Source organism: Marinospirillum perlucidum (assembly GCF_003336805.1).
GTDB classification, from domain to species: Bacteria; Pseudomonadota; Gammaproteobacteria; order Pseudomonadales; family Halomonadaceae; genus Marinospirillum; species Marinospirillum perlucidum.
In genome coordinates this window covers 106,900-127,453 of the sequence record NZ_QFWJ01000003.1, presented here as the reverse complement: position 1 = coordinate 127,453, position 20,554 = coordinate 106,900, and the positions used below count along the sequence as shown (strand labels likewise).

At 54.6% G+C, this 20,554-nt stretch carries 17 protein-coding genes and 2 tRNA genes; 5 read left to right on the top strand and 14 right to left on the bottom strand.

The genetic code is table 11. The features are described from left to right. Positions 1 to 10: 10 nt before the first annotated feature. From ctaD to DFK18_RS05390, 10 genes are all read right to left on the bottom strand, one after another. Positions 11 to 1,678, bottom strand: coding sequence for a cytochrome c oxidase subunit I (ctaD, locus tag DFK18_RS05435; protein ID WP_114417227.1), 1,668 nt, complete (start codon positions 1,676 to 1,678; stop codon positions 11 to 13). Between the two features lie 9 nt (positions 1,679 to 1,687). Further along, positions 1,688 to 2,791: a cytochrome c oxidase subunit II gene (gene coxB, locus DFK18_RS05430; protein ID WP_281269759.1), complete on the bottom strand. Its 1,104-nt coding sequence runs from the start codon at positions 2,789 to 2,791 to the stop codon at positions 1,688 to 1,690. A gap of 165 nt (positions 2,792 to 2,956) precedes the next feature. Further along, positions 2,957 to 3,130, bottom strand: a complete 174-nt coding sequence (locus tag DFK18_RS05425; protein WP_114417225.1) for a DUF2970 domain-containing protein — start codon at positions 3,128 to 3,130, stop codon at positions 2,957 to 2,959. A gap of 105 nt (positions 3,131 to 3,235) precedes the next feature. Next, positions 3,236 to 3,311 (bottom strand) — tRNA-Lys (locus DFK18_RS05420). 33 nt (positions 3,312 to 3,344) lie between these two features. Continuing rightward, positions 3,345 to 3,420, bottom strand: a tRNA-Lys gene (locus DFK18_RS05415). A 68-nt stretch (positions 3,421 to 3,488) separates the two neighbouring features. After that, positions 3,489 to 4,352: a 23S rRNA pseudouridine(2605) synthase RluB gene (gene rluB, locus DFK18_RS05410; RefSeq protein ID WP_114417224.1), complete on the bottom strand. Its 864-nt coding sequence runs from the start codon at positions 4,350 to 4,352 to the stop codon at positions 3,489 to 3,491. Between the two features lie 52 nt (positions 4,353 to 4,404). Beyond that, on the bottom strand, positions 4,405 to 5,160 hold the full coding sequence (gene scpB / locus DFK18_RS05405) for an SMC-Scp complex subunit ScpB (protein WP_114417223.1): 756 nt from the start codon (positions 5,158 to 5,160) through the stop codon (positions 4,405 to 4,407). Continuing rightward, positions 5,160 to 5,996, bottom strand: a complete 837-nt coding sequence (locus DFK18_RS05400) for a segregation and condensation protein A (protein WP_114417222.1) — start codon at positions 5,994 to 5,996, stop codon at positions 5,160 to 5,162. Before DFK18_RS05400 ends, scpB begins: the two co-directional genes overlap by 1 nt. A 7-nt stretch (positions 5,997 to 6,003) precedes the next feature. Continuing rightward, positions 6,004 to 6,627: an L-threonylcarbamoyladenylate synthase gene (locus DFK18_RS05395; protein WP_114417221.1), complete on the bottom strand. Its 624-nt coding sequence runs from the start codon at positions 6,625 to 6,627 to the stop codon at positions 6,004 to 6,006. 18 nt (positions 6,628 to 6,645) lie between these two features. After that, positions 6,646 to 7,488 (bottom strand): PHP domain-containing protein, encoded by an 843-nt coding sequence (locus DFK18_RS05390; protein WP_114417220.1) that lies wholly within the window; start codon positions 7,486 to 7,488, stop codon positions 6,646 to 6,648. 220 nt (positions 7,489 to 7,708) lie between these two features. Here DFK18_RS05390 and DFK18_RS05385 point away from each other — a divergent pair, with 220 nt between their 5' ends. Continuing rightward, positions 7,709 to 8,008: a YciI family protein gene (locus DFK18_RS05385; RefSeq protein WP_114417219.1), complete on the top strand. Its 300-nt coding sequence runs from the start codon at positions 7,709 to 7,711 to the stop codon at positions 8,006 to 8,008. Further along, a complete protein-coding gene (gene mnmC / locus DFK18_RS05380) occupies positions 8,008 to 10,029 on the top strand; it encodes a bifunctional tRNA (5-methylaminomethyl-2-thiouridine)(34)-methyltransferase MnmC2/FAD-dependent 5-carboxymethylaminomethyl-2-thiouridine(34) oxidoreductase MnmC1 (RefSeq protein WP_114417218.1) in 2,022 nt (673 codons plus the stop codon). Before DFK18_RS05385 ends, mnmC begins: the two co-directional genes overlap by 1 nt. A gap of 69 nt (positions 10,030 to 10,098) precedes the next feature. Here mnmC and DFK18_RS05375 read toward each other — a convergent pair whose 3' ends face one another. The 3 genes from DFK18_RS05375 to DFK18_RS05365 all read right to left on the bottom strand — a co-directional run bounded on the left by DFK18_RS05375 (position 10,099) and on the right by DFK18_RS05365 (position 12,739). Next, positions 10,099 to 10,554, bottom strand: coding sequence for a hypothetical protein (locus tag DFK18_RS05375; RefSeq protein WP_114417217.1), 456 nt, complete (start codon positions 10,552 to 10,554; stop codon positions 10,099 to 10,101). 68 nt (positions 10,555 to 10,622) lie between these two features. Then, positions 10,623 to 12,434: a translational GTPase TypA gene (gene typA / locus DFK18_RS05370; protein ID WP_114417216.1), complete on the bottom strand. Its 1,812-nt coding sequence runs from the start codon at positions 12,432 to 12,434 to the stop codon at positions 10,623 to 10,625. Positions 12,435 to 12,550: 116 nt separating this feature from the next. After that, complete coding sequence (locus DFK18_RS05365; RefSeq protein WP_114417215.1) at positions 12,551 to 12,739, bottom strand: hypothetical protein; 189 nt, start codon at positions 12,737 to 12,739, stop codon at positions 12,551 to 12,553. 85 nt (positions 12,740 to 12,824) lie between these two features. Here DFK18_RS05365 and glnA point away from each other — a divergent pair, with 85 nt between their 5' ends. Beyond that, positions 12,825 to 14,231: a glutamate--ammonia ligase gene (gene glnA, locus DFK18_RS05360; RefSeq protein WP_114417214.1), complete on the top strand. Its 1,407-nt coding sequence runs from the start codon at positions 12,825 to 12,827 to the stop codon at positions 14,229 to 14,231. Between the two features lie 318 nt (positions 14,232 to 14,549). Here the strand turns inward: glnA and mltF are convergent, their stop codons facing one another. Continuing rightward, on the bottom strand, positions 14,550 to 15,980 hold the full coding sequence (gene mltF / locus DFK18_RS05355) for a membrane-bound lytic murein transglycosylase MltF (RefSeq protein WP_114417213.1): 1,431 nt from the start codon (positions 15,978 to 15,980) through the stop codon (positions 14,550 to 14,552). Positions 15,981 to 16,296: 316 nt separating this feature from the next. Between mltF and purL the strand changes: the two genes are divergently transcribed. Together purL and DFK18_RS05345 are read left to right on the top strand one after the other, a co-directional pair. Beyond that, on the top strand, positions 16,297 to 20,208 hold the full coding sequence (gene purL, locus DFK18_RS05350) for a phosphoribosylformylglycinamidine synthase (RefSeq protein WP_114417212.1): 3,912 nt from the start codon (positions 16,297 to 16,299) through the stop codon (positions 20,206 to 20,208). Between the two features lie 122 nt (positions 20,209 to 20,330). Beyond that, positions 20,331 to 20,552: a YheV family putative zinc ribbon protein gene (locus DFK18_RS05345; protein WP_114417211.1), complete on the top strand. Its 222-nt coding sequence runs from the start codon at positions 20,331 to 20,333 to the stop codon at positions 20,550 to 20,552. The last annotated feature ends 2 nt before the right edge of the window (positions 20,553 to 20,554 follow it).

Sequence of the window (20,554 nt, the reverse complement as noted above, 5' to 3'; positions counted from 1 at the left end):
ACACCACTCCTCAGGAACGTGAAGGTGAATCCCTTTCCGGAATAAATTCCGGCGGGGTATCAAAAGTGTGCAGGGGGGCCGGGCTGGGCAGCTGCCATTCCAGACCTTCTGCCCCCTCCCAGGGGTTGGCCGGTGCCTTCTTGCCTTTCTTGCGCATACACAAAATCACCACCGCCAGAAACAACAACTGGGAGGTGCCAAAAAGGAAACCACCGATCGAAGAGAGCAGATTGAAATCGGCAAACTGCAGGGCGTAATCCGGGATGCGCCTCGGCATACCCGCCAGCCCGGAAAAATGCATGGGGAAGAAGGTCAGATTGACCCCGATCACCGATAGCCAGAAATGGGCCTGCCCCAGCTTTTCACTGGGATAAACGCCCGTCCACTTGGGCAGCCAGTAGTAGGCAGCGGCCAGGATGGCAAAGACAGCGCCGGGCACCAGTACATAATGAAAATGGGCCACCACAAAATAGGTGTCGTGATACTGGAAATCAGCCGGTGAAATCGCCAGCATCACCCCCGAGAGGCCGCCAATCGTGAACTGCACAATAAAGGCCAGAGCAAAGAGCATGGGCAACTCGAAGCTGATGGAGCCGCGAAAGAGAGTCGCCATCCAGTTAAACACCTTCACCCCGGTGGGAACCGCAATCAGCATGGTGGTGTACATGAAGAAAAGCTCGGCCACCAGAGGCAGGCCCACGGTGAACATATGGTGTGCCCAGACAACAAAAGACAGCAGTGCTATCGAGGCGGTGGCATACACCATGGAGGCATAGCCAAACAGACGCTTACGGGCAAAGGTGGGCACGATGGCGGAGATAATCCCGAAAGCAGGCAGGATCATGATGTAGACCTCAGGATGACCAAAGAACCAGAAAAGATGCTGAAAGAGCACCGGGTCACCACCCCCGGCCGCATCGAAAAAGCTGGTACCGAAATTGATATCCAGAAGCATCATGGTCACTACCCCGGCCAGTACCGGCATAACCGCAATCAACAGAAAGGCTGTGATTAACCAAGTCCAGACAAACAGGGGCATGTCCATCAAACGCATGCCAGGTGTGCGCAGATTTAGGATGGTGGCAATAATATTGATGGCCCCGAGAATCGAGCTGATACCCGCCAGATGCATGGCCAGAATAAAAAAGCTGGTGGATGGCGGGGCATAGGTTGTTGATAGAGGGGCATAGAAGGTCCAGCCAAAATTGGGACCACCACCTTCCATAAACAGGGTCGACAACAAGAGGGTAAAAGCTACAGGCAACAGCCAGAAACTGAAGTTGTTCAGCCTGGGCAGAGCCATATCCGGTGCTCCGATCTGCAACGGCAGCATCCAGTTGGCCAGACCGACAAAGGCCGGCATGATGGCCCCGAACACCATGATCAGCCCGTGCATGGTGGTCATCTGGTTAAAAAACTCGGGCTGTACAAACATCAAACCCGGCTGAAAGAGTTCGGCCCGCACCACCAGGGCTAACACCCCGCCGATAAAGAACATCAGCAAGGAAAAGAGTAGGTAAAGACTACCGATCTCCTTGTGGTTGGTGGTCAGAAGCCAGCGCAGCGGTCCCGAGGGAGCTGACTGGTGGTGATCCGCTGCTGAAGCAGCGGCTCCGCCAGCGGCTGAATCGCTCAACGCCTGCTGCTTGTCTGAATGGGGAGGCAAAGTGGAAGACATAAGGGGCTCCTAGTCATCGCTGTCCAGCAGTTCACGAATTTCTGCAGGCTGCACCCGGTCTCCGGAGTTGTTGCCCCAGGCATTGCGCTCATAGGTAATGACTGCGGCGATATCAGCCAAAGAGAGGGTGTCGCTGTAGGCTGGCATGGGCGTTCCCGATCGACCATGGAGCACCGTTTCCAGATGCTGTTGACGCCCCGATTCCTCCTGCACCAGCGCATTACCCTTGAGGGCGGGGAAAGCGGGCGGCATACCACCACCATCTTCCTGATGGCAGGCTGCACAGTAGGTGGTATAGACTTCTTCCCCCCGCTGCATCAGCTCATCCAGACTGCGTTCGCGATCGACATTGGCTGCTTCAGAAGCGGCAGCGGCCTTGCGTTCCTCGACCCAGGACTGGTAAGCCTCGGGGCTGACCGCCTTGACCTCGATAGGCATAAAGGCATGATTGCGCCCGCAGAGTTCGGCACACTGGCCCCGATAGGTGCCCTCTTCTTCAATCCGGGTCCAGGATTCATTGATAAAACCCGGCAGGGTATCTTTCTTAATGCCTAAATCCGGCACCCACCAGGAGTGGATCACATCGTTGGAGGTGAAGAGAAAACGGATTTTCTGGCCTGTAGGCACCACCAGAGGCTGGTCCACTTCCAGCAGATAAAAATCGCCCTTGTCTTCCTGCCCCTCGATCTGGCTTCTGGGTGTGGCCAGATTACTGAAAAAGCTCAGATCCTCTTCCATATACTGGTAATGCCAGCGCCACTGGTGGCCGGTCACCAGGATATCCATATCGGCTTCAGAGGTATCGTAGAGTTGTTTGAGCGTAGCCGTTGCCGGAACAGCCATGGCAACCAGGATAATGAGTGGCAGGGCCGTCCAGATGACCTCAACGAGAGTATTTTCATGAAAATGGGCTGCTTTGGCACCCTTGGATTTGCGATAGGCAAACAGCGACCAGAAGATCACACCAAAAACAACCAGGGCGATGACTACACAGATCCAGAAAATGATCATGTGCAGACTAAAGATATTCTGGCTGATTCCGGTGACACCCGGCGGCATATTCCAACCGGACGAGGTATTCACTTGCGAACCGGCAACCGGAAGAGCTATCAACAAGAATCCAGCAGGAAGGAGCCGCCAGACCTTTGGCAGGCATGCAGGCATGATGATCTCCGTTTTTATCGTTATAGTTATTCGGAGTATAGGCAGGCGTTGGCTTAAAGGAGGTGACTCTTTTGTAACGACATGTAAATTGCAATGATATGGATCATGCTTAGGTTACGAAGAAGCCCAGTGAGCCAGGAAGCCCACCGCGACCACAAAAACCAGGGTCATCAGCACCCCCGTCAGAATAAAGGGCCAGGGTGAAGACTGCTGAAAATCCTCCCGGCGCTTGCGCTCGGATTGCACCCCGAAGAAAGCAGCCAGGACAGCTTGCAGAACTCGCCACATAAACACCTCGGACAGTCAGCGGACTTTCAGTGTGGCAAGAGAAGGAAGAAAGAGCCAATATCCAGACGCAAAAAGGCCCGCACTGAGGCGGGCCTTTTCTAAAACTGGTGGGTCGTGCAGGATTCGAACCTGCGACCAATTGGTTAAAAGCCAACTGCTCTACCAACTGAGCTAACGACCCTTACAAACTACTGCAGCTCATAGCGGTTGACGGTGGTGGGTCGTGCAGGATTCGAACCTGCGACCAATTGGTTAAAAGCCAACTGCTCTACCAACTGAGCTAACGACCCGTCAACGCGGCGCATATAATAGCTTTTTTTTGGCCGCTTGCAACCCCCAAAACCTAAAAAAGTTAAGATTATTTACGTCGACGCCCTATCGCATGAACCGGCTTACGGGTTTTAAAGCCTTTGCGCGGGGCAGCGGCAGGAGCAGCAGCCTTGGGTTCAAGTCCGGCCAAAGCAGACAACTGGTCGGTTTCCGCCTGAGTCAGCTCGACCCACTCCCCCATCTTGGTGCGCTTGTCCAGACAGATATTACCGTAGCGCACCCGCTTGAGACGGCTCACGGTCACCCCCTGGGATTCCCAGAGACGACGGACTTCACGATTACGCCCTTCGGTAATCACCACGTGATACCAGCTGTTGATGCCTTCACCACCGACCCACTGGATTGCGGTAAAACTGGCCAGGCCATCATCCAGCATGACGCCTTCGCGCATGGCCTGGAGCATTTCTTCAGTAACTTCACCCATTACCCGCACGGCGTATTCACGTTCAATCTGGTGGGAAGGGTGCATCAGGCGATTGGCCAACTCACCATCATTGGTAAACAACAGCAGCCCGCTGGTATTGATATCCAGGCGACCGATGGCCACCCAACGCTCGCCCTTGAGGCGCGGCAGGTGGTCAAATACGGTGCGCCGACCTTCCGGGTCCTTGCGGGTCACCAGCTCGCCTTCAGGCTTGTTATACATAATAATGCGACGAGGCAGCTCTTCTTCGCTACGAGCGCTGATGGGCTGACCTCTGACAGTAATACGGTCGCGGATGCTGACCCTGTCCCCCAGGGTGGCCTTTTGTCCGTTGACGGTTACCAGACCGGCTTCAATGACGGCTTCCATTTCCCTGCGCGAGCCCAGACCACTGCGGGCCAGAACCTTTTGCAGTTTTTCGGTTTTATCGGTGGAAGCTGCTGCCGAGGGGTTTTCTGTTTTTTTCATGGGTGTTCACACACGCTTAACAAGTATCTAGATCCGCTTTAATCGGGCTTAACTACTGGTCTTGCTCATCCTGAGCATCCTCATCAGGAGGATCAAAACGCTGGGCCAGATCAGCAAAGGTCAATTCACTAACCTCTGGCAAGGGTGCTTCCAGCAGGGCTTCGTCCTGCTCCTGATCCAGCGACTCATCGCCCGCCTCTTCATCAGGCAGTTGCAACAGAGGCGAAACCGGAGCCTGATCCAGCTCATCCTGCCATTCCTTTTCTTCCACTTCCGCCAACTCCCGAATTTCATCCAGTGGCGGCAAGTCCTTGAGGCTCTGTAAATTAAAATAGTCGAGAAAATGTCGGGTGGTGGCATAGAGGGCAGGGCGACCCGGAACCTCACGGTGACCCACCACCCGAATCCACTCACGATCTTCCAGGCTGCGAATAATCTGGGAGCTGACGCTCACACCACGCACCTCTTCGATTTCGCCCCGGGTCACGGGCTGGCGATAGGCAATCAGAGCCAGGGTTTCCAATAGTGCCCGAGAATAGCGCGGCGGCTTTTCTTCCCAAAGACGACTGACCCAGGCGGCATAATCCGCACGGATTTGGTAGCGAAAACCACTGGCCAGTTCGACCAACTCCTGACTGGTATTTTCTGCCTCTGCCTGCAGCATCTGCAGCGCCTCCTTGAGCTCTTCTCGCGCAGGCCGCTCAGCATCGCTGAAAAGTGCCTGGAGACGATCCAGGCTCAGAGGCTCACGTGCCGCCAACAGCAGAGCCTGAAGAATACGTACCAGTTCGGGCAAGGGCAAAGACATCAGGACTCCTGCAATTCACTGCTGGCCACGACTTCCTGCTGACGCAGGCGCACATAGATGGGGGCAAAAAGACGGGTCTGCACCAGCTCCACCAGCTGCTCCTTGACCAGCTCCAGAAGCGCCATAAAAGTGACCACCACCCCCTGACGTCCTTCTTCCAGATCGAACAAATCAGCAAAGGCCCGATAGCTGCTGCTGGTATCCAACTGTTCCAACAGGCTGGACATTCTTTCCCGCGTCGACAGGGGTTCACGACTGATATGGTGATGAGCGACCAGTTCCGCCTGCTTCAACAAACGCCCAAAAGCCTTGAGCAATTCATCCAGCGATACTTCGGGATGACGCTGCTCGATATTGACTTCCGGTCTTTCCGGCGTGGAAGGAAACAAATCCCGGTCTTGTCGGGGCAGATTTTCCAGACGCTCGGCCGCCGTCTTGAACTGCTCGTATTCCAGCAGCCGCCGAATCAGTTGTGCACGCGGGTCTTCTTCATCCTCTTCGTCACCTTCAGTCGGGGGGCGCGGAAGAAGCGTGCGCGATTTGATTTCTGCCAGCATGGCTGCCATGACCAGATATTCCCCGGCCAGATCTACCTGCAGCTCCTGCATCAGATCCAGATAGCCCATGTACTGCTGGGTAATTTCCGCAACATTGATACTGAGAATATCCAGATTGTGTTTGCGAATCAGGTAGAGCAGCAAATCCAGTGGCCCTTCAAAGGCCTCCAGAAACACCTTCAGGGCCTCGGGCGGAATAAACAGGTCCTGAGGCATCTCGGTAAAGGGTTTACCCTCGACCCGGGCAAGCAGATCCGTGGCAACAGCTGGCTGATTCATAACTGGATTAGTCGGTAAAGGGGGTTACATCGCCCCGGCCTTCACGAAGAATTTCCGGTGCACCACTGCGCATATCCACCACGGTCGTCGGATCAATAGAGCAGTTGCCGCCATCAATCACCAGATCCACCAGCTTACCGATTTTTTCACGAATATCCTCGGCATCATGCAGGGGCAGGTCTTCATCTGGCAGCATCAGGGTCACACTCATCAGGGGGGCGCCCAGCTCTTCCAGCAGCGCATGAGTCAATACATGATCAGGTACCCGGATACCGATGGCGCGACGCTTGGGATGCAGGAGCAGCCGCGGTACTTCGCTGGTAGCGTTAAGAATAAAGGTATAGGGACCCGGTGTGGTGTTCTTCAAAGCCCGGAAAACAACATTGTCGACCTTGGCATAGGTGGAAAGCTCGGAGAGGTCGGCGCAAACCAGTGTGAAGTTGTGCTTGTCATCCAGGCTGCGCAGCCATTTAATCCGCTCGACCGCTTTCTTCTCACCCAGGCAACAACCCAGAGCATAGGCGGAGTCGGTAGGGTAGGCAATCACCCCGCCGGAACGCAGAATATCAACAGCCTGTTTAATCAGGCGCGGCTGGGGGTTTTCCGGATGTATCTCAAAAAACTGGCTCATAATTTACCTCTGCTCTGATTAAGCGAAGACTTCACTGAGTGGCTGGCAAGCGGCCGGAATTCTGGCAAAGCACCCCGGAAAAGGGCAAGCCGGTCCTGGCGCATGAAAATCACTGCCCCAACTGGGTAATAAATTCAACTCTTCGGCCAGCTTCAGCATGCTGGCAGTCTGGTTCTGATCCTGGCGGCCACTGACCACCTCCACACCCTGGCCGCCCGCTGCAGCAAAAGCCTGCACCAGGCGCACCCGTTTGCTTCGCGTGAGTTTATAACGCAGTGGATGGGCCAGAATACACCAGCCGCCAGCATCCTTTAACAAAGGCACGGCCTCGTCAATCTCCAGCCAGTGGTTTTTAACATCGCCCAGCTTACCGGCCCCCAACAGCTTACGAAAGGCCTGTCCCTGATCCTTGACATAGCCTCGCTCAACCAGGCTGCGAGCAAAATGCGGACGCCCCGGTACGCGGCCACCGGCTGCTTCAACCACCTCATCCAGTTCCAGTTGAATGCGTGCTTTGCTCAGCTTTTCAATAATTTTCTCGGCTCTTTGCCAGCGAGCTTTTTCCTGAATAACCGCCACTTCCCGGGCGGTCTCCGTCAGGCCTTGTGGCCAGAGGGTGACCAGATGGATAGTAATACCCTTCCAGGCACAGGAGAACTCCATGCCTTCCAGCAGCGTTAGTTCCAGCGTCCGGGCAACCGCCCGAGCTTCCTGTAAACCGGCAAAGGTATCGTGATCGGTCAGGGCCAGCTCTTGAACCCCTTTATCGGCAGCCAGATGCAATAATTCAGTTGGCGAGAGAGCACCATCCGAAGCGGTGGAATGCATATGATAATCACACTGGGATGCTGCTAGAGCCATGAAACCACAACCTGAGAAAAAGTAGGCACAGGGATTACCCGACCGCTACGGACGCCGGGTAGTCCAGACAGGTCTAGATTAACATTTTTACCGCCTGGCAGCCCCTTTTATCTGGATCACAAGCGCAGATAAAAAGCTTTTTTAATCCCCGGGACTTCACCTGACCGGGATCCTCCTGAGATAATTGCATCCTGCCCAAGCCCCAGCCAAGGAGACCCCTATGCTCTATGCCCTGATTTGTGAAGATAAGCCCGGCACTCTGGAAAAACGCCTAGAAGCCCGCCCCGACCATCTAGCTCGCCTGGAAAGCCTGCGAGATCAAGGCCGCCTGGTCCTAGCCGGCCCACATCCAGCCATCGACAGCGACAACCCGGGCGAAGCCGGTTTCAGCGGTAGCCTGGTGGTTGCCGAATTCGATTCCCTGGAAGCTGCCCAAACCTGGGCGGACGCCGACCCCTACGTAGATGCCGGGGTTTACGAAAAGGTCACCATCAAACCCTTCAAAAAAGTCCTGCCCTGATGTCCGACCGGCCTGGATACCGTCATCCGCGCACCCTGGAAACGGCCCGAATCGACTGGCAAAAAACAACGCCCGTCGCCCGGGATTTCGAGGATGTTTACTTCTCTCGCGACCAGGGGCCAGCAGAAACCCGCTATGTGTTTCTGGAGCAGAACCACCTGGGTGAACGCTGGCAAAACTGGGAGGAAAAGCGGGCTTTTGTCATCGGTGAAACCGGTTTTGGTACCGGCCTTAACCTGCTGGTTGCGATGCAGGAGTTCTTAAACCAGGCCCCGCCCCAGGCCAGGCTTCACTGGATCACCACTGAGCTTTACCCGCTGCAGCCCCAGGACCTGCGTCTGGCCCATAGCCACTGGCCGGAACTGGCTCAGCTTAGTCAAAACCTGCAGGACCACTATCCTCTGCCCATCGCCGGTTTTCATCGCCTGCATATCCATCCTCGTATTACCCTGGATCTGCTTCTGGGCGATGCTGCGGAAAACCTTTCGGCACTAGCCGGCAAGGTCGATGCCTGGTGTCTGGATGGCTTTGCTCCCGGCAAGAACCCCGGCATGTGGACCCCGGAACTCTTTCAGGCTCTGGCCAGGGCCAGCCATGATCAGACCACCTTTGCCACCTTTACCTGCGCCGGGCCCGTCAAGCGTGGACTCAAGGAAGCCGGCTTTGAACTGGAAAAGGTGCCGGGTTACGGACGCAAGCGGGAAATGCTCAGAGGCCGCTACCAAGGGCAGCCCAGCGACTACGGCCCCAACCCTTCACTACAAATTCCATCATCGCCCCCGCCCGGACGCCTGGCTATTATCGGCGGCGGCCTTTCCGGTCTCGCCACTGCCGAAGCCCTTAACCGACGCGGACTGACTATTGACCTCTATGAAGCGGATGAAGTGGGTAGCGGTGGTTCTGGCAACCGCCAGGGCGTGCTCTACATCAAACTGGCCGTAGCCAATAATCCCGCCAGCTGCTTTTATCTGACGGGGCTGGAATATTCGCGCCGCTGGCTGCAAAGACTCGACCCCGAACAAAAAAACTGGCAAGAAAGCGGCGTCCTGCAACTGGCGGTTACCGACAAGGAAAAAGACCGCCAGCAACGCTTTCTGGACAACAACGACCTGCCCGAGGAACTGGTTCGCGGCGTCAGTCAGGATGAAGCCAGTCAACTGGCCGCAACTGCCACTGCTGCTGGCGGACTTTTTTATTCGCGGGCTGGTTGGGTCAAACCGGGTGAGCTCTGCCACCACCTGGCCGCACAACTGCCTGCAACCCGTATTTTCACCCAGACACCGGTCGACCAGTTGCAGCGGCGTGGCGACCACTGGATTCTGGAAAGCCGTCAGGGCCAGCAAGAATATGACACCGTCATCCTGGCTTCGGCTTTTGCCAGTCGCCAATGGCCTGCCACCCAGTGGCTACCCATCAAATCCATTCGCGGCCAGGTCTCCCATCTCCCCTTAAACAAACCTGGGTTACAAAAGCCCCAAAGTGTTGTTTGTGGTGGCGGTTACGTCAGCCCACCTTTACAACAAATGCTCTGTTTTGGTGCAAGCTTTAATCTGCACACTCAGGAAACAGCTCTTAACCCTGAAGATCATCTGGGTAATCTGGAAGAACTCAGCACCAGCTTACCCCACCTGCTGGAGGAATTGGGTGCAGAACCACTGGATCTGAAAAGACTGGAAGGGCGCGTAGGCTTTCGCTGTACCAGCCCCGACTACCTGCCTATCGTTGGCCCGGCACCGGATCACGCAGCCTGGGAAGAACAACTGCAACCGCTGACACGCAATGCCCTCTGGAAGGAAAACGAGCCTGCTCCCGTGCATCCGGGGCTATGGTTGCTGGCAGGGCAAGGCTCCAGGGGACTGGCCAGCATACCGCTAACGGCTGAGCTGCTCGCTTCTCAAATCTGCTCGGAACCTCTACCCCTGGCCGATGAGCTGGTGGAAGCCCTGCATCCCGGACGCTTTATTATTCGCCAACTCAAACGCCGCCAGAAGCAGGCAAAACCACCCAAAGGCTCTGATTAACTGCAAGCAAAAGAGCTACAGGGCAGCCACTCCGACTGAAGTGTATTTGCTGTGGGCGGCTAGCATCTATTAGCTGGATTCCTCAGCGGCTTGTTCATTCAGATAATAATCCAGCAGCTGCCACTCAATTTGCCCTTCAGCAGTCACTTCAAAGGCATAAAGAGCCTGCCCGCTCCGCTGGGTGTTGGTAAAGTCCACCAGCAACCAACGCCGGTTGAGCAGACGCAATTGACGCTCCACAAAAACAAAAGGCGTTTCGCCTGCTTCTTGCTGGGGCAAAAGATCAGGATGAGCCAATAGATCGGTTAGCAGTTGCTTAATGGGGCGGGCCAACCCCTGATCTTTTAAATAAGCCAGATCCTGATCATCAAACCCCGGGTCGGGCGGAAGGGAAGATCCGGAAGGGGCTGCCCCCTGATCCTGAATTGCTGTTTCAGGTGCCGGGGCCTCTTCTGCCTTGGGCCAAAGGAGAACCCCGAGCAACATGAGAAAAACCAGTAATAAAAGCTTACGCTGAAAGTTCATCATCCACCTCAGGCTTTGTGGTTCACTCAAATAAAAAACGGCCCCTGAGGACCGTTTTTAGTAACTGCTTACTTCTTGGAGCGCTTGCGCTCATTTTCTTTCAGCAGCTTCTTGCGCATGCGGATATGCTGGGGCGTGACTTCAACCAGTTCATCATCATCGATAAACTCCAGGGCCTGCTCCAGACTGAAGCGTACGGGTGGGACCAATTGAATGGTTTCATCATTACCCGAAGCACGCATATTATCCAGCTTCTTGGCCTTGGTGGGGTTAACAACCAGGTCATTATCACGAGCATGAATACCCACGATCATGCCTTCGTAAACCTCTATACCCGGCTCAACGAAGAGTTTGCCGCGATCCTGCAGGGTCGTCAGGGCATAGGCCAGAACCTTGCCAGCAGTCATGGATACCAGCACACCATTGATGCGGCTGGCCATGGCACCTTCTGCCAGAGGACCATAGTGGTCAAAGATACTGGTCAGAATACCGGAGCCGGAAGTCAGGGTCATAAACTGGTTACGGAAACCGATCAGGCCACGAGAAGGAATGGTGAAGTCCAGACGAACCCGGCCTTTGCCATCAGGATTCATGTTGCTCATGATGGCTTTACGCTTGCCCAGCTCTTCCATCACAGCGCCCTGATGCTCTTCTTCCACGTCGACAATCAGCTCTTCGTAGGGCTCCTGCTTGACACCCTCCACTTCGCGAATAATTACTTCAGGACGGGAAACACCCAACTCATAGCCTTCACGGCGCATGGTTTCGATCAAAACAGACAGGTGCAGCTCACCGCGACCTGAAACACGGAATTTATCCGGGCTTTCCGTTTCTTCAACACGCAAGGCCACGTTGTGGATCAGTTCTTTTTCCAGACGCTCCTTGATATTACGACTGGTGACGAACTTGCCTTCCTTACCTGCAAAAGGCGAATCATTAACCTGGAAGGTCATGGTTACTGTCGGCTCATCAACCGTCAGTGCTGGCAGAGCTTCGGGGGCTTCAGGATCGCACAGGGTGTCCGAGATATTCAGAGGGTCAAAACCGGTTACACAAATAATGTCACCCGCTTCAGCACCTTCAGGCGTCTCATTGCGCTGCAGGCCGTGGTAGGTCATAACCTGGCCCACTTTACCCTTGCGCTGCTTGCCTTCGCGGTCCACGACCACGACCTGCTGATTGGGCTTAACACGACCACGGGTTACACGACCTACACCGATAACACCGACATAGCTGTTGTAATCCAGGGCAGAAATCTGCATCTGCAGAGGGCCTTCGGAATCAACATTAGGAGCAGGCACCAGATCAACGATTGCCTGAAGCAGCGGAGTCATGTCTTCAGACAGGTTTTCAGGATCATCCCCGGCAATACCATTGAGAGCCGAAGCATAGATAATCGGGAAATCCAGCTGCTCGTCGGTTGCACCCAGGTTATCAAATAGATCGAAAACCTGATCAATAACCCAGTCAGGGCGGGCACCGGGACGGTCGATCTTGTTAACGACCACTATAGGCTTAAGACCACGGGCAAAGGCTTTCTGGGTAACAAAGCGGGTCTGAGGCATGGGTCCATCCATGGCATCGACCAGCAGAAGTACCGAGTCCACCATGGACATAACCCGCTCGACCTCACCACCAAAGTCAGCGTGACCCGGTGTATCAATGATATTAATGCGGTAGTCATTCCAGCTGATGGCGGTATTCTTGGCCAGAATGGTAATGCCCCGCTCTTTTTCCTGATCATTGGAATCCATCACCCGCTCAGCATCGGCATCGCGGCGTTCCAGAGTTCCTGACTGTTTCAAAAGCTTGTCAACCAGTGTCGTTTTTCCATGGTCAACGTGGGCAATAATGGCAATATTACGAAGTTTTTCTATCACAAGCTGCTCCCCGGACGAGCCGGAAGGGTGGTCAAATAACCAGGCAGCCAGAAGAGTGATCTTGTTCGCCCGGCCAACCTGAAAAAAGGGCGCGACAGTATAACGCCAGAAGGGTTTCAGTAATAGCCTTTTAACCCTTGGATATAAATCAATGCACCAAGATTCACCAATAGCACCATATTGGTGCTCTGTTTTTGTTTTTGCTTTATTTGGGTGCAGCTTTTAAGCTGTAAAATCCTTTTTTGCCTCATGTTGAGGCTAAAAATTTCTGCCCGGGCCAGCTTTGATGCAGTTTTGGGCTTCATAACTTATCCTTGGCATAATGTTTGCTAACATACTGCAAGAATAGGAAACACCCTTTGATCAATACGCCAATCAACGGAGGCGCACATGTCTGCAAAAAGCCTAAACCTTATTAAAGAACACGACGTCAAGTGGATTGACCTGCACTTTACCGACGCTCGCGGTAAAGAACAGCACGTCACCATCCCTGCCGACGGTGTGGACGAAGAATTTTTCGAAGACGGTCAGATGTTTGACGGTTCTTCTGTTGGTGGCTGGAAAGGCATCAACGAATCCGACATGATCATGCGTCCTGACGACGAGTCTGCCGTTCTGGACCCTTTCACTGATGAACCTACTCTGATCCTGCAGTGTGACATCATTGAGCCCAGCACCATGCAAGGCTACGAGCGCGATCCTCGCTCCATCGCTCGTCGTGCTGAAGAGTACCTGAAGTCTACCGGCATCGCTGATACTGCCTTCTTCGGTCCTGAGCCAGAATTCTTCATCTTTGATGACGTTAAGTGGAAGCAGGACATGTCCGGCGCAGCTTACGAGATCAACTCCGAAGAAGCAGCCTGGTCTTCCGATGCCACCATCGAAGGCGGCAACATGGGCCACCGCCCACGTGTTAAAGGTGGTTACTTCCCCGTTCCTCCTGTTGACTCTTCCCACGAAATCCGTGCTGCCATGTGTAACGCCATGACAGCCATGGGTCTGAAAATTGAAGTTCACCACCACGAAGTTGCAACAGCTAACCAGTGTGAAATCGGTGTTGCTTTCAACACTCTGGTCAAAAAAGCTGATGAAGTTCAGCGCCTGAAATACTGCGTACACAATGTTGCTCACGGCTTTGGCAAAACTGCAACCTTCATGCCCAAGCCTCTGGTCGGTGACAATGGTTCCGGTATGCACGTTCACATGTCCCTGTCTAAAGACGGCAACAACATGTTTTCCGGTGATGGCTATGGCGGCCTGTCTGAAACGGCCCTCTACTACATCGGTGGCGTTATCAAGCACGCGAAAGCCCTGAATGCTCTGACCAACAGCTCCACCAACTCTTACAAGCGTCTGGTTCCCGGCTTTGAAGCGCCTGTAATGCTTGCCTACTCTGCCAAGAACCGTTCTGCTTCCATCCGTATTCCTTATGTCAGCAGCCCCAAGGCACGTCGCGTTGAAACTCGCTTCCCAGACCCATCAGCCAACCCTTACCTCTGCTTTGCAGCCCTGTTGATGGCTGGCCTGGACGGCATCCAGAACAAGATCCACCCTGGCGACGCCATGGACAAGAACCTGTATGACCTGCCTGCCGAAGAAGCCAACGAGATTCCTCAGGTTGCTACCAGCCTGTCCGAAGCACTGGAAGCTCTGGACAAGGATCGCGAGTTCCTGACCAAAGGCGGCGTCTTCACTGACGACATGCTGGATGGTTTCATCGAACTGAAGCAGGAAGAAGTAGATCGTCTGAACATGACTACTCACCCTGTTGAGTTCGACATGTACTACTCTGTATAAGCAGTAGTCACTAGAGACAAAAAACCCCGCTTCGGCGGGGTTTTTTTATGGCATAAGAAATGCCTCTAACCAAGGTAGCGCCCACCACTGTCAAAACAAACGGCTTACCCTCTTTACTCTGGGCAGCCATCAGTCTAGAAGTGCTTATGAGTTCCTGCTGCCTAGCGTGGCAAGCGAACCCTTGGCCAGATCCCCAAGTGAATCGCTTGATAACATAGAAGACTTCGATAAATCTGCTTCCTTGGTAGTCAACCGATAAACAGGCAAAAAAAGACCAGGCAAAGAGCCTGGTCCAAGGTTTTACATCTCCCCAAGCCTTTAAATCATGGGCGGAACCTTACGGAAAGCCGTTTCAAAATGAACCCGAGCGGCTCTCTCCTCCAGCTGCTCCAGGAAGTTCTCCTGACTACGCTGGTGCCATTCCAGAATTTCCAGATAACGGCGAATATTTTCTACATAGGCAACCGGCTCATTACCCCGTGCATAACCAAAACGGGTACGGCTATACCACTTGCGCTGAGTCAGCAGCGGCAGGTTCTTGGCGACATCTTCCCAACGATCCGGATCATAGCCACGGCTTTCGGCAATTCGCCGGGCATCTTCCATGTGGCCATAGCCAACATTGTAGGCAGCCAAAGCCATGTAAAGACGATCCTCACCCTGAATCTGATCTGGAATCCGGTCGTAAAGATGGCGCAGATAACGAGCCCCCCCCTCAATACTTTGGAAAGGATCCAAGCGATCAACCCCCAGCTCACCGGCAGTACGGCGAGTCAACATCATCAGGCCGCGAACACCAGTCGGAGACACGGCATTTTGCCGCCAGTGGGACTCCTGGAAACCGACAGCTGCCAGGAGCAGCCAATCCAACTCCTGCTTCTGGGCCGCCATTTTAAAATGATCTTCGTAACGCGGCAGACGGTTGCGCACGTGACGCAGGAAAAGAGGTGCACCGACATACTCAAGGTGCTTCTCGTGACGGTAGTAGCGCTCACGCACCTCTTCAATTTTGCCCACACTGTCGGCATAAACGATAAAGCCATTGACGGCAGAAGCCAGCTGAGAGTTTTCCGCTGCTTCTGGCAGCATCCACACCAGTGAAGCTTCGGCATTGGCATCAAAAGCAACGCCTACACGCGGAAAGAAAAAACGATTCAGGTTAAAGTCCTGGGCACTGACCAGGGCATAATCCAGCTCGCCATCCTGAACCAACTTCAAAAGGTCGGTAACGGCCAGGTCATGGGTTTCAATCCAGCTTAGCCCGGGGTTTTCCTGCTGCTGCTGACGCAGCACTTCAGCCTGGCGCGAATCCGACAGCACCGCCAAGTCAGTCGTTTCCTCAATATCTTCCCAAGCTTTGGGGCGATAATGACCGCGGCGATAAACTACCATCTGAGCCGTTTCCAGCAGCGGGTTAGTCAGTGTAAACCGTTCATCAAGTAAGCGGGTGCGACCCAGACCACCGGCTACCATATCGACTTCGCCGTTTTCCAGGAGCTGTTCCATTTCCTGCTGACTATCAGCCATCACTATTTTCAGCTCGACCCCGAGGTGATCAGCAAAAGCCTTGACCAGTTCATATTCGAAACCGGCGTGACCTTCGCGATGCTCATAAAAAACTGCGGGGGAGCTGCGCAGGGCAACCTTCAGATGCCCCTTCTGTAGCACCTCTTCCAGAGGATCCACCCGACTGCAGCCAACCAAAGCAATCAGAAGGATAAGAAAAAGTGAAATAATCTTGAATTTCATAGCGCCTAACTCATCGAATCAATATTCGATTGTTTAATTGCAACCATCCCGGATTGAGTTGCCGGGGCTGAGTCCATCAAAGAAAAACTGATAGATATCAAACTTTTGCCTGTTTGGCTTATTTTTATAGTTAGGTTTCGTAGCGTTGATTTATGTAATTTTATCAAAAGCTGTTCAAAAAAGCGTCAATAAGAGACATTTTTCTGTGACTGAAGGTTCATTTTATGTCCCGAGATAGCCCTCACCTTTCCTTTGCGCTATCATTTGGCCCTCTTTTCCTGTCCCATGATTTCCGCTCTTTCAAGAGGCTTCTGTAATGCTCGAACTGCGAGGCGCCCCCGCACTTTCTGCCTTTCGTTCCACCAAGCTCCTGACCCAGCTCCAGGCCCTTTGTCCCCAGGTCACGGGGGTTTATGCCGAATACCTGCATTTGGCTGATGTCACGGAAAGCCTGAACGCTGCCCAGCAACAACTGCTCAATTCGTTGCTGGAATACGGCCCCTCTGAAGCTCGGCAACAGCAGCCCCGTGGAGAGTTTTTCCTGGTCATCCCAAGACTGGGAACCCAATCCCCCTGGTCCTCCAAGGCAACGGACATTGCCCGCAACTGTGGCCTGGAAAGCATTCGCCGACTGGAACGCGGCATCGCCTACTATCTGGAATCCAGTCAGCCTCTTAGCCAGGAAGAGCAAACCCAATTGGGTCAGCAACTTTATGACCGCATGACGGAAACCCTGCTCAGGGATACTCTCACCGCCGAGCAGCTGTTCACTCAGGACGAGCCTCGCTCTCTTTATTCCGTCGATATTCTCAATGGCGGTCGCACGGCATTAGTCGAAGCCAATCAAAAACTGGGGCTGGCCCTGGCCGATGATGAAATTGATTATCTGGTGACCAGCTTCACTGATCTGGGACGCAATCCCAACGATGTTGAGCTGATGATGTTTGCCCAGGCCAACTCGGAGCACTGCCGCCACAAGATTTTTAATGCCGATTGGATTATTGATGGTCAGCCTGCCGACCACTCCCTGTTCGGCATGATCCGTAATACCCACAAAACCTCGCCCGAGGGCGTCCTGTCCGCTTACAAGGACAATGCTGCGGTAATCGAAGGTTTTACTGCCCCCCGCTTCTTCCCCAACCCTGAAAGCAAGGATTGGCAAACCACTGAGGAAGCCACCCATATCCTGATGAAGGTGGAAACCCATAACCACCCCACAGCGATTGCACCCCATCCGGGTGCAGCCACCGGTGCCGGTGGTGAAATTCGTGACGAGGGGGCTACAGGCATTGGCTCCAAGCCCAAAGCCGGCCTGACGGCTTTTAGTGTCTCCAACCTGCGCCTGCCCGAATTTATCCAACCCTGGGAAGGTGAGGATTACGGTAAACCGGAGCGCATCGTCTCGGCACTGGACATCATGCTTGATGGTCCTCTGGGCGGCGCTGCCTTCAACAATGAATTTGGTCGCCCCAATCTCAATGGTTATTTCCGTACCTTTGAAGAAGAAGCCGAAGGCCTTAATGGCCGCGAACGCCGTGGCTACCACAAACCCATCATGCTGGCCGGCGGGTTTGGCAACATTCGCCCCAACCACGTTGAAAAGGGTGAAATTCCGGTAGGTGCCAAGCTGATTGTTCTGGGCGGGCCAGCCATGAATATCGGTCTGGGCGGGGGTGCGGCCTCCTCCATGGCCAGTGGTTCTTCCAGTGAAGACCTCGACTTTGCCTCGGTTCAACGCGACAACCCCGAGATTGAACGCCGTGCTCAGGAAGTCATCGATCGCTGCTGGGAATTGGGTGACAAGAATCCCATCTGTTTTATCCATGATGTCGGGGCTGGCGGTCTGTCCAATGCCTTGCCGGAACTGGTCAAGGATGGTAAACGCGGTGGTCTGTTTGACTTGCGTGCGGTTCCCAATGCCGAACCCGGCATGAGTCCGTTGGAAATCTGGTGTAACGAAGCCCAGGAACGCTATGTCATGGCCGTAGCACCGGAAAACCTGGATACCTTTGATGCCCTCTGCCAGCGTGAAAGAGCGCCTTACGCCGTGGTGGGTGAAGCCCTGCAAGAACACCGCTTGACCGTTGAAGATGGTCACTTCAAGACTCAGCCGGTGGATCTGCCCATGAGTGTTCTCTTTGGCAAACCACCCAAGATGACCCGCGAATTCCAGCGCCAGCAGGCCCAGCTGCCTGCACTGGTTACCGATGCTATTGAATTGAATGAAGCGGCAGAAAGAGTCCTGCGTTTGCCAACGGTCGCCAGCAAACAGTTCCTGATCACCATCGGGGATCGCAGTGTCACCGGCCTGGTGGCCCGTGACCAGATGGTTGGTCCCTGGCAGGTGCCGGTTGCCGACTGTGCCGTGACTACCACCACACCTTTTACCGAAACCGGTGAAGCCATGGCCATGGGCGAGCGCACACCGCTGGCCCTGATCAATCCCGCTGCTTCCGGGCGCATGGCCGTGGCTGAATCCATCACCAATATCGCCGCTTCGCGAATTGCCAAGCTGGGTGATATCAAGCTGTCCGCCAACTGGATGTCAGCCGCCAATCACCCCGGAGAAAACCAGGCTCTATACGAAACCGTTAAGGCCGTAGGTATGGAGCTGTGCCCGCAACTGGGTATCGCTATTCCCGTGGGCAAGGATTCCATGTCCATGCGCACCGTGTGGCAGGATGAAGATGGCAGCGAAAAAGCCATCACTGCGCCCCTGTCACTGGTGGTCACAGCTTTTGCACCCGTGACCCAGGCCCGCCCTACCCTAACGCCACAAATTCGTAAGGATCAGGGAGCGACCGATCTGCTGCTGATCGACCTGGGACGCGGTCAAAACCGTTTGGGTGGCTCGGCCCTGGCTCAGGTTTACAAGCAAATTGGTGACCAGGCACCGGATCTGGACGACCCAGAAGATCTCAAGGCCTTTTTTGCCGTCATCCAGGGACTGGCCGGTGAAGACAAATTGCTGGCCTACCATGACCGTTCCGATGGTGGTCTTTTCACCACCCTGGTAGAAATGGCCTTCGCTGGCCATAGCGGCCTGGATATCAAACTGGATTTGCTGGCTGCTTCAAATGAAGAAACCCTGGCGGCTCTGTTCAGTGAAGAGCTGGGCGCTGTTGTCCAAATTCGCCAGGAAGACACCGAATACGTCCTCATGCAACTGGCTGCCGCCGGTCTGGGTGACGCCGTTCAGGTAATCGGCCAGCCCAGTGAAGATGATCAAATCAATATTTCTCTGGAAGGGGACAACCTCTTTCAGGCCAGCCGTGTTCACCTGCAACGTACCTGGGCCGAAACCAGCTACCGCATTCAGGCCCTCCGGGATAATGCCGACTGTGCCCGCGAGGAATTCGATCTGCTCAAGGATGCCGAAGATCCCGGTATCAGCCCGCGTCTGACTTTTGACCTGCATGAAGACAAGGCTGCGCCCTACCTCAATCTGAACACCAAGCCCAAGGTGGCCATTCTGCGTGAACAGGGGGTCAACAGCCACCTGGAAACCGCTGCCGCCTTCTATCGCGCTGGTTTCAATCCGGTCGATGTGCACATGAGCGACCTGCTGAAAGGCGAGCTGACCCTGGAAGATTTCAAGGGACTGGCAGCCTGCGGCGGCTTCTCCTTTGGTGATGTCCTGGGTGCCGGTGGCGGCTGGGCCAAGTCCATTCTTTTCCATCCACAAACCCGGGAGATTTTTGCCGACTTCTTCCAGCGTCAGGACACCTTCTCCCTGGGGATCTGTAACGGCTGTCAAATGCTTTCCCAACTGAAGGAACTGATTCCCGGCACGGATCACTGGCCACGTTTTGTGCGCAACCTGTCCGAGCAGTTCGAGGCCCGCGTGGCCACGGTGGAAATCCAGCGCAATGCTTCTATACTCCTGCAAGGAATGGAGGGTTCGCGTCTGCCCATCGCCGTCTCTCACGGTGAAGGCCGCGCCGAGTTCGCCAGCGCCGAGCAACTGGCTGCCGTGGAAGCCTCTGGTCAGGTGGCCCTGAGATTCGTGGACAACCGGGGTCAGGTAACCCAGCAGTATCCTCTCAACCCCAATGGCTCACCTGCCGGGATCACCGGCCTGACCAGTGATGACGGTCGCGCCACCATCATGATGCCGCACCCGGAGAGGGTAGCCAGAACGCTGAACAACTCCTGGCATCCCGATGAATGGGGCGAGCAGGGCCCCTGGCAGCATATTTTTGCCAACGCCCGCAAATGGGTTAATTAATTGTAATTCTGGTGGTAAGCAGTACTGTGGGAGCTCGCTCCGAGAGCGATATTGGTGATAGTCGCGCGGAGGACTGCGCTCCCACAGGACAGCACTCCTGCAACCTAGCAATGGAGAAATAAATGTCCATTAAACGCTTTATAGCCGGGGCCATCTGCCCCAAATGTTCGGCCATGGATCGCCTCAAAGCCTGGCAGGAAGACGGCTATCAACATCGCGAGTGCGTTGAGTGTGGTTTTACCGACTCCATGTCGCTGGAAATGCCTGAAGAACTCCCCACCCGGGTCAACCAGACAGAAGCCGACCCCAAGGATGCCATTCAGGTGGTGAAAATCCTGCAATAGAC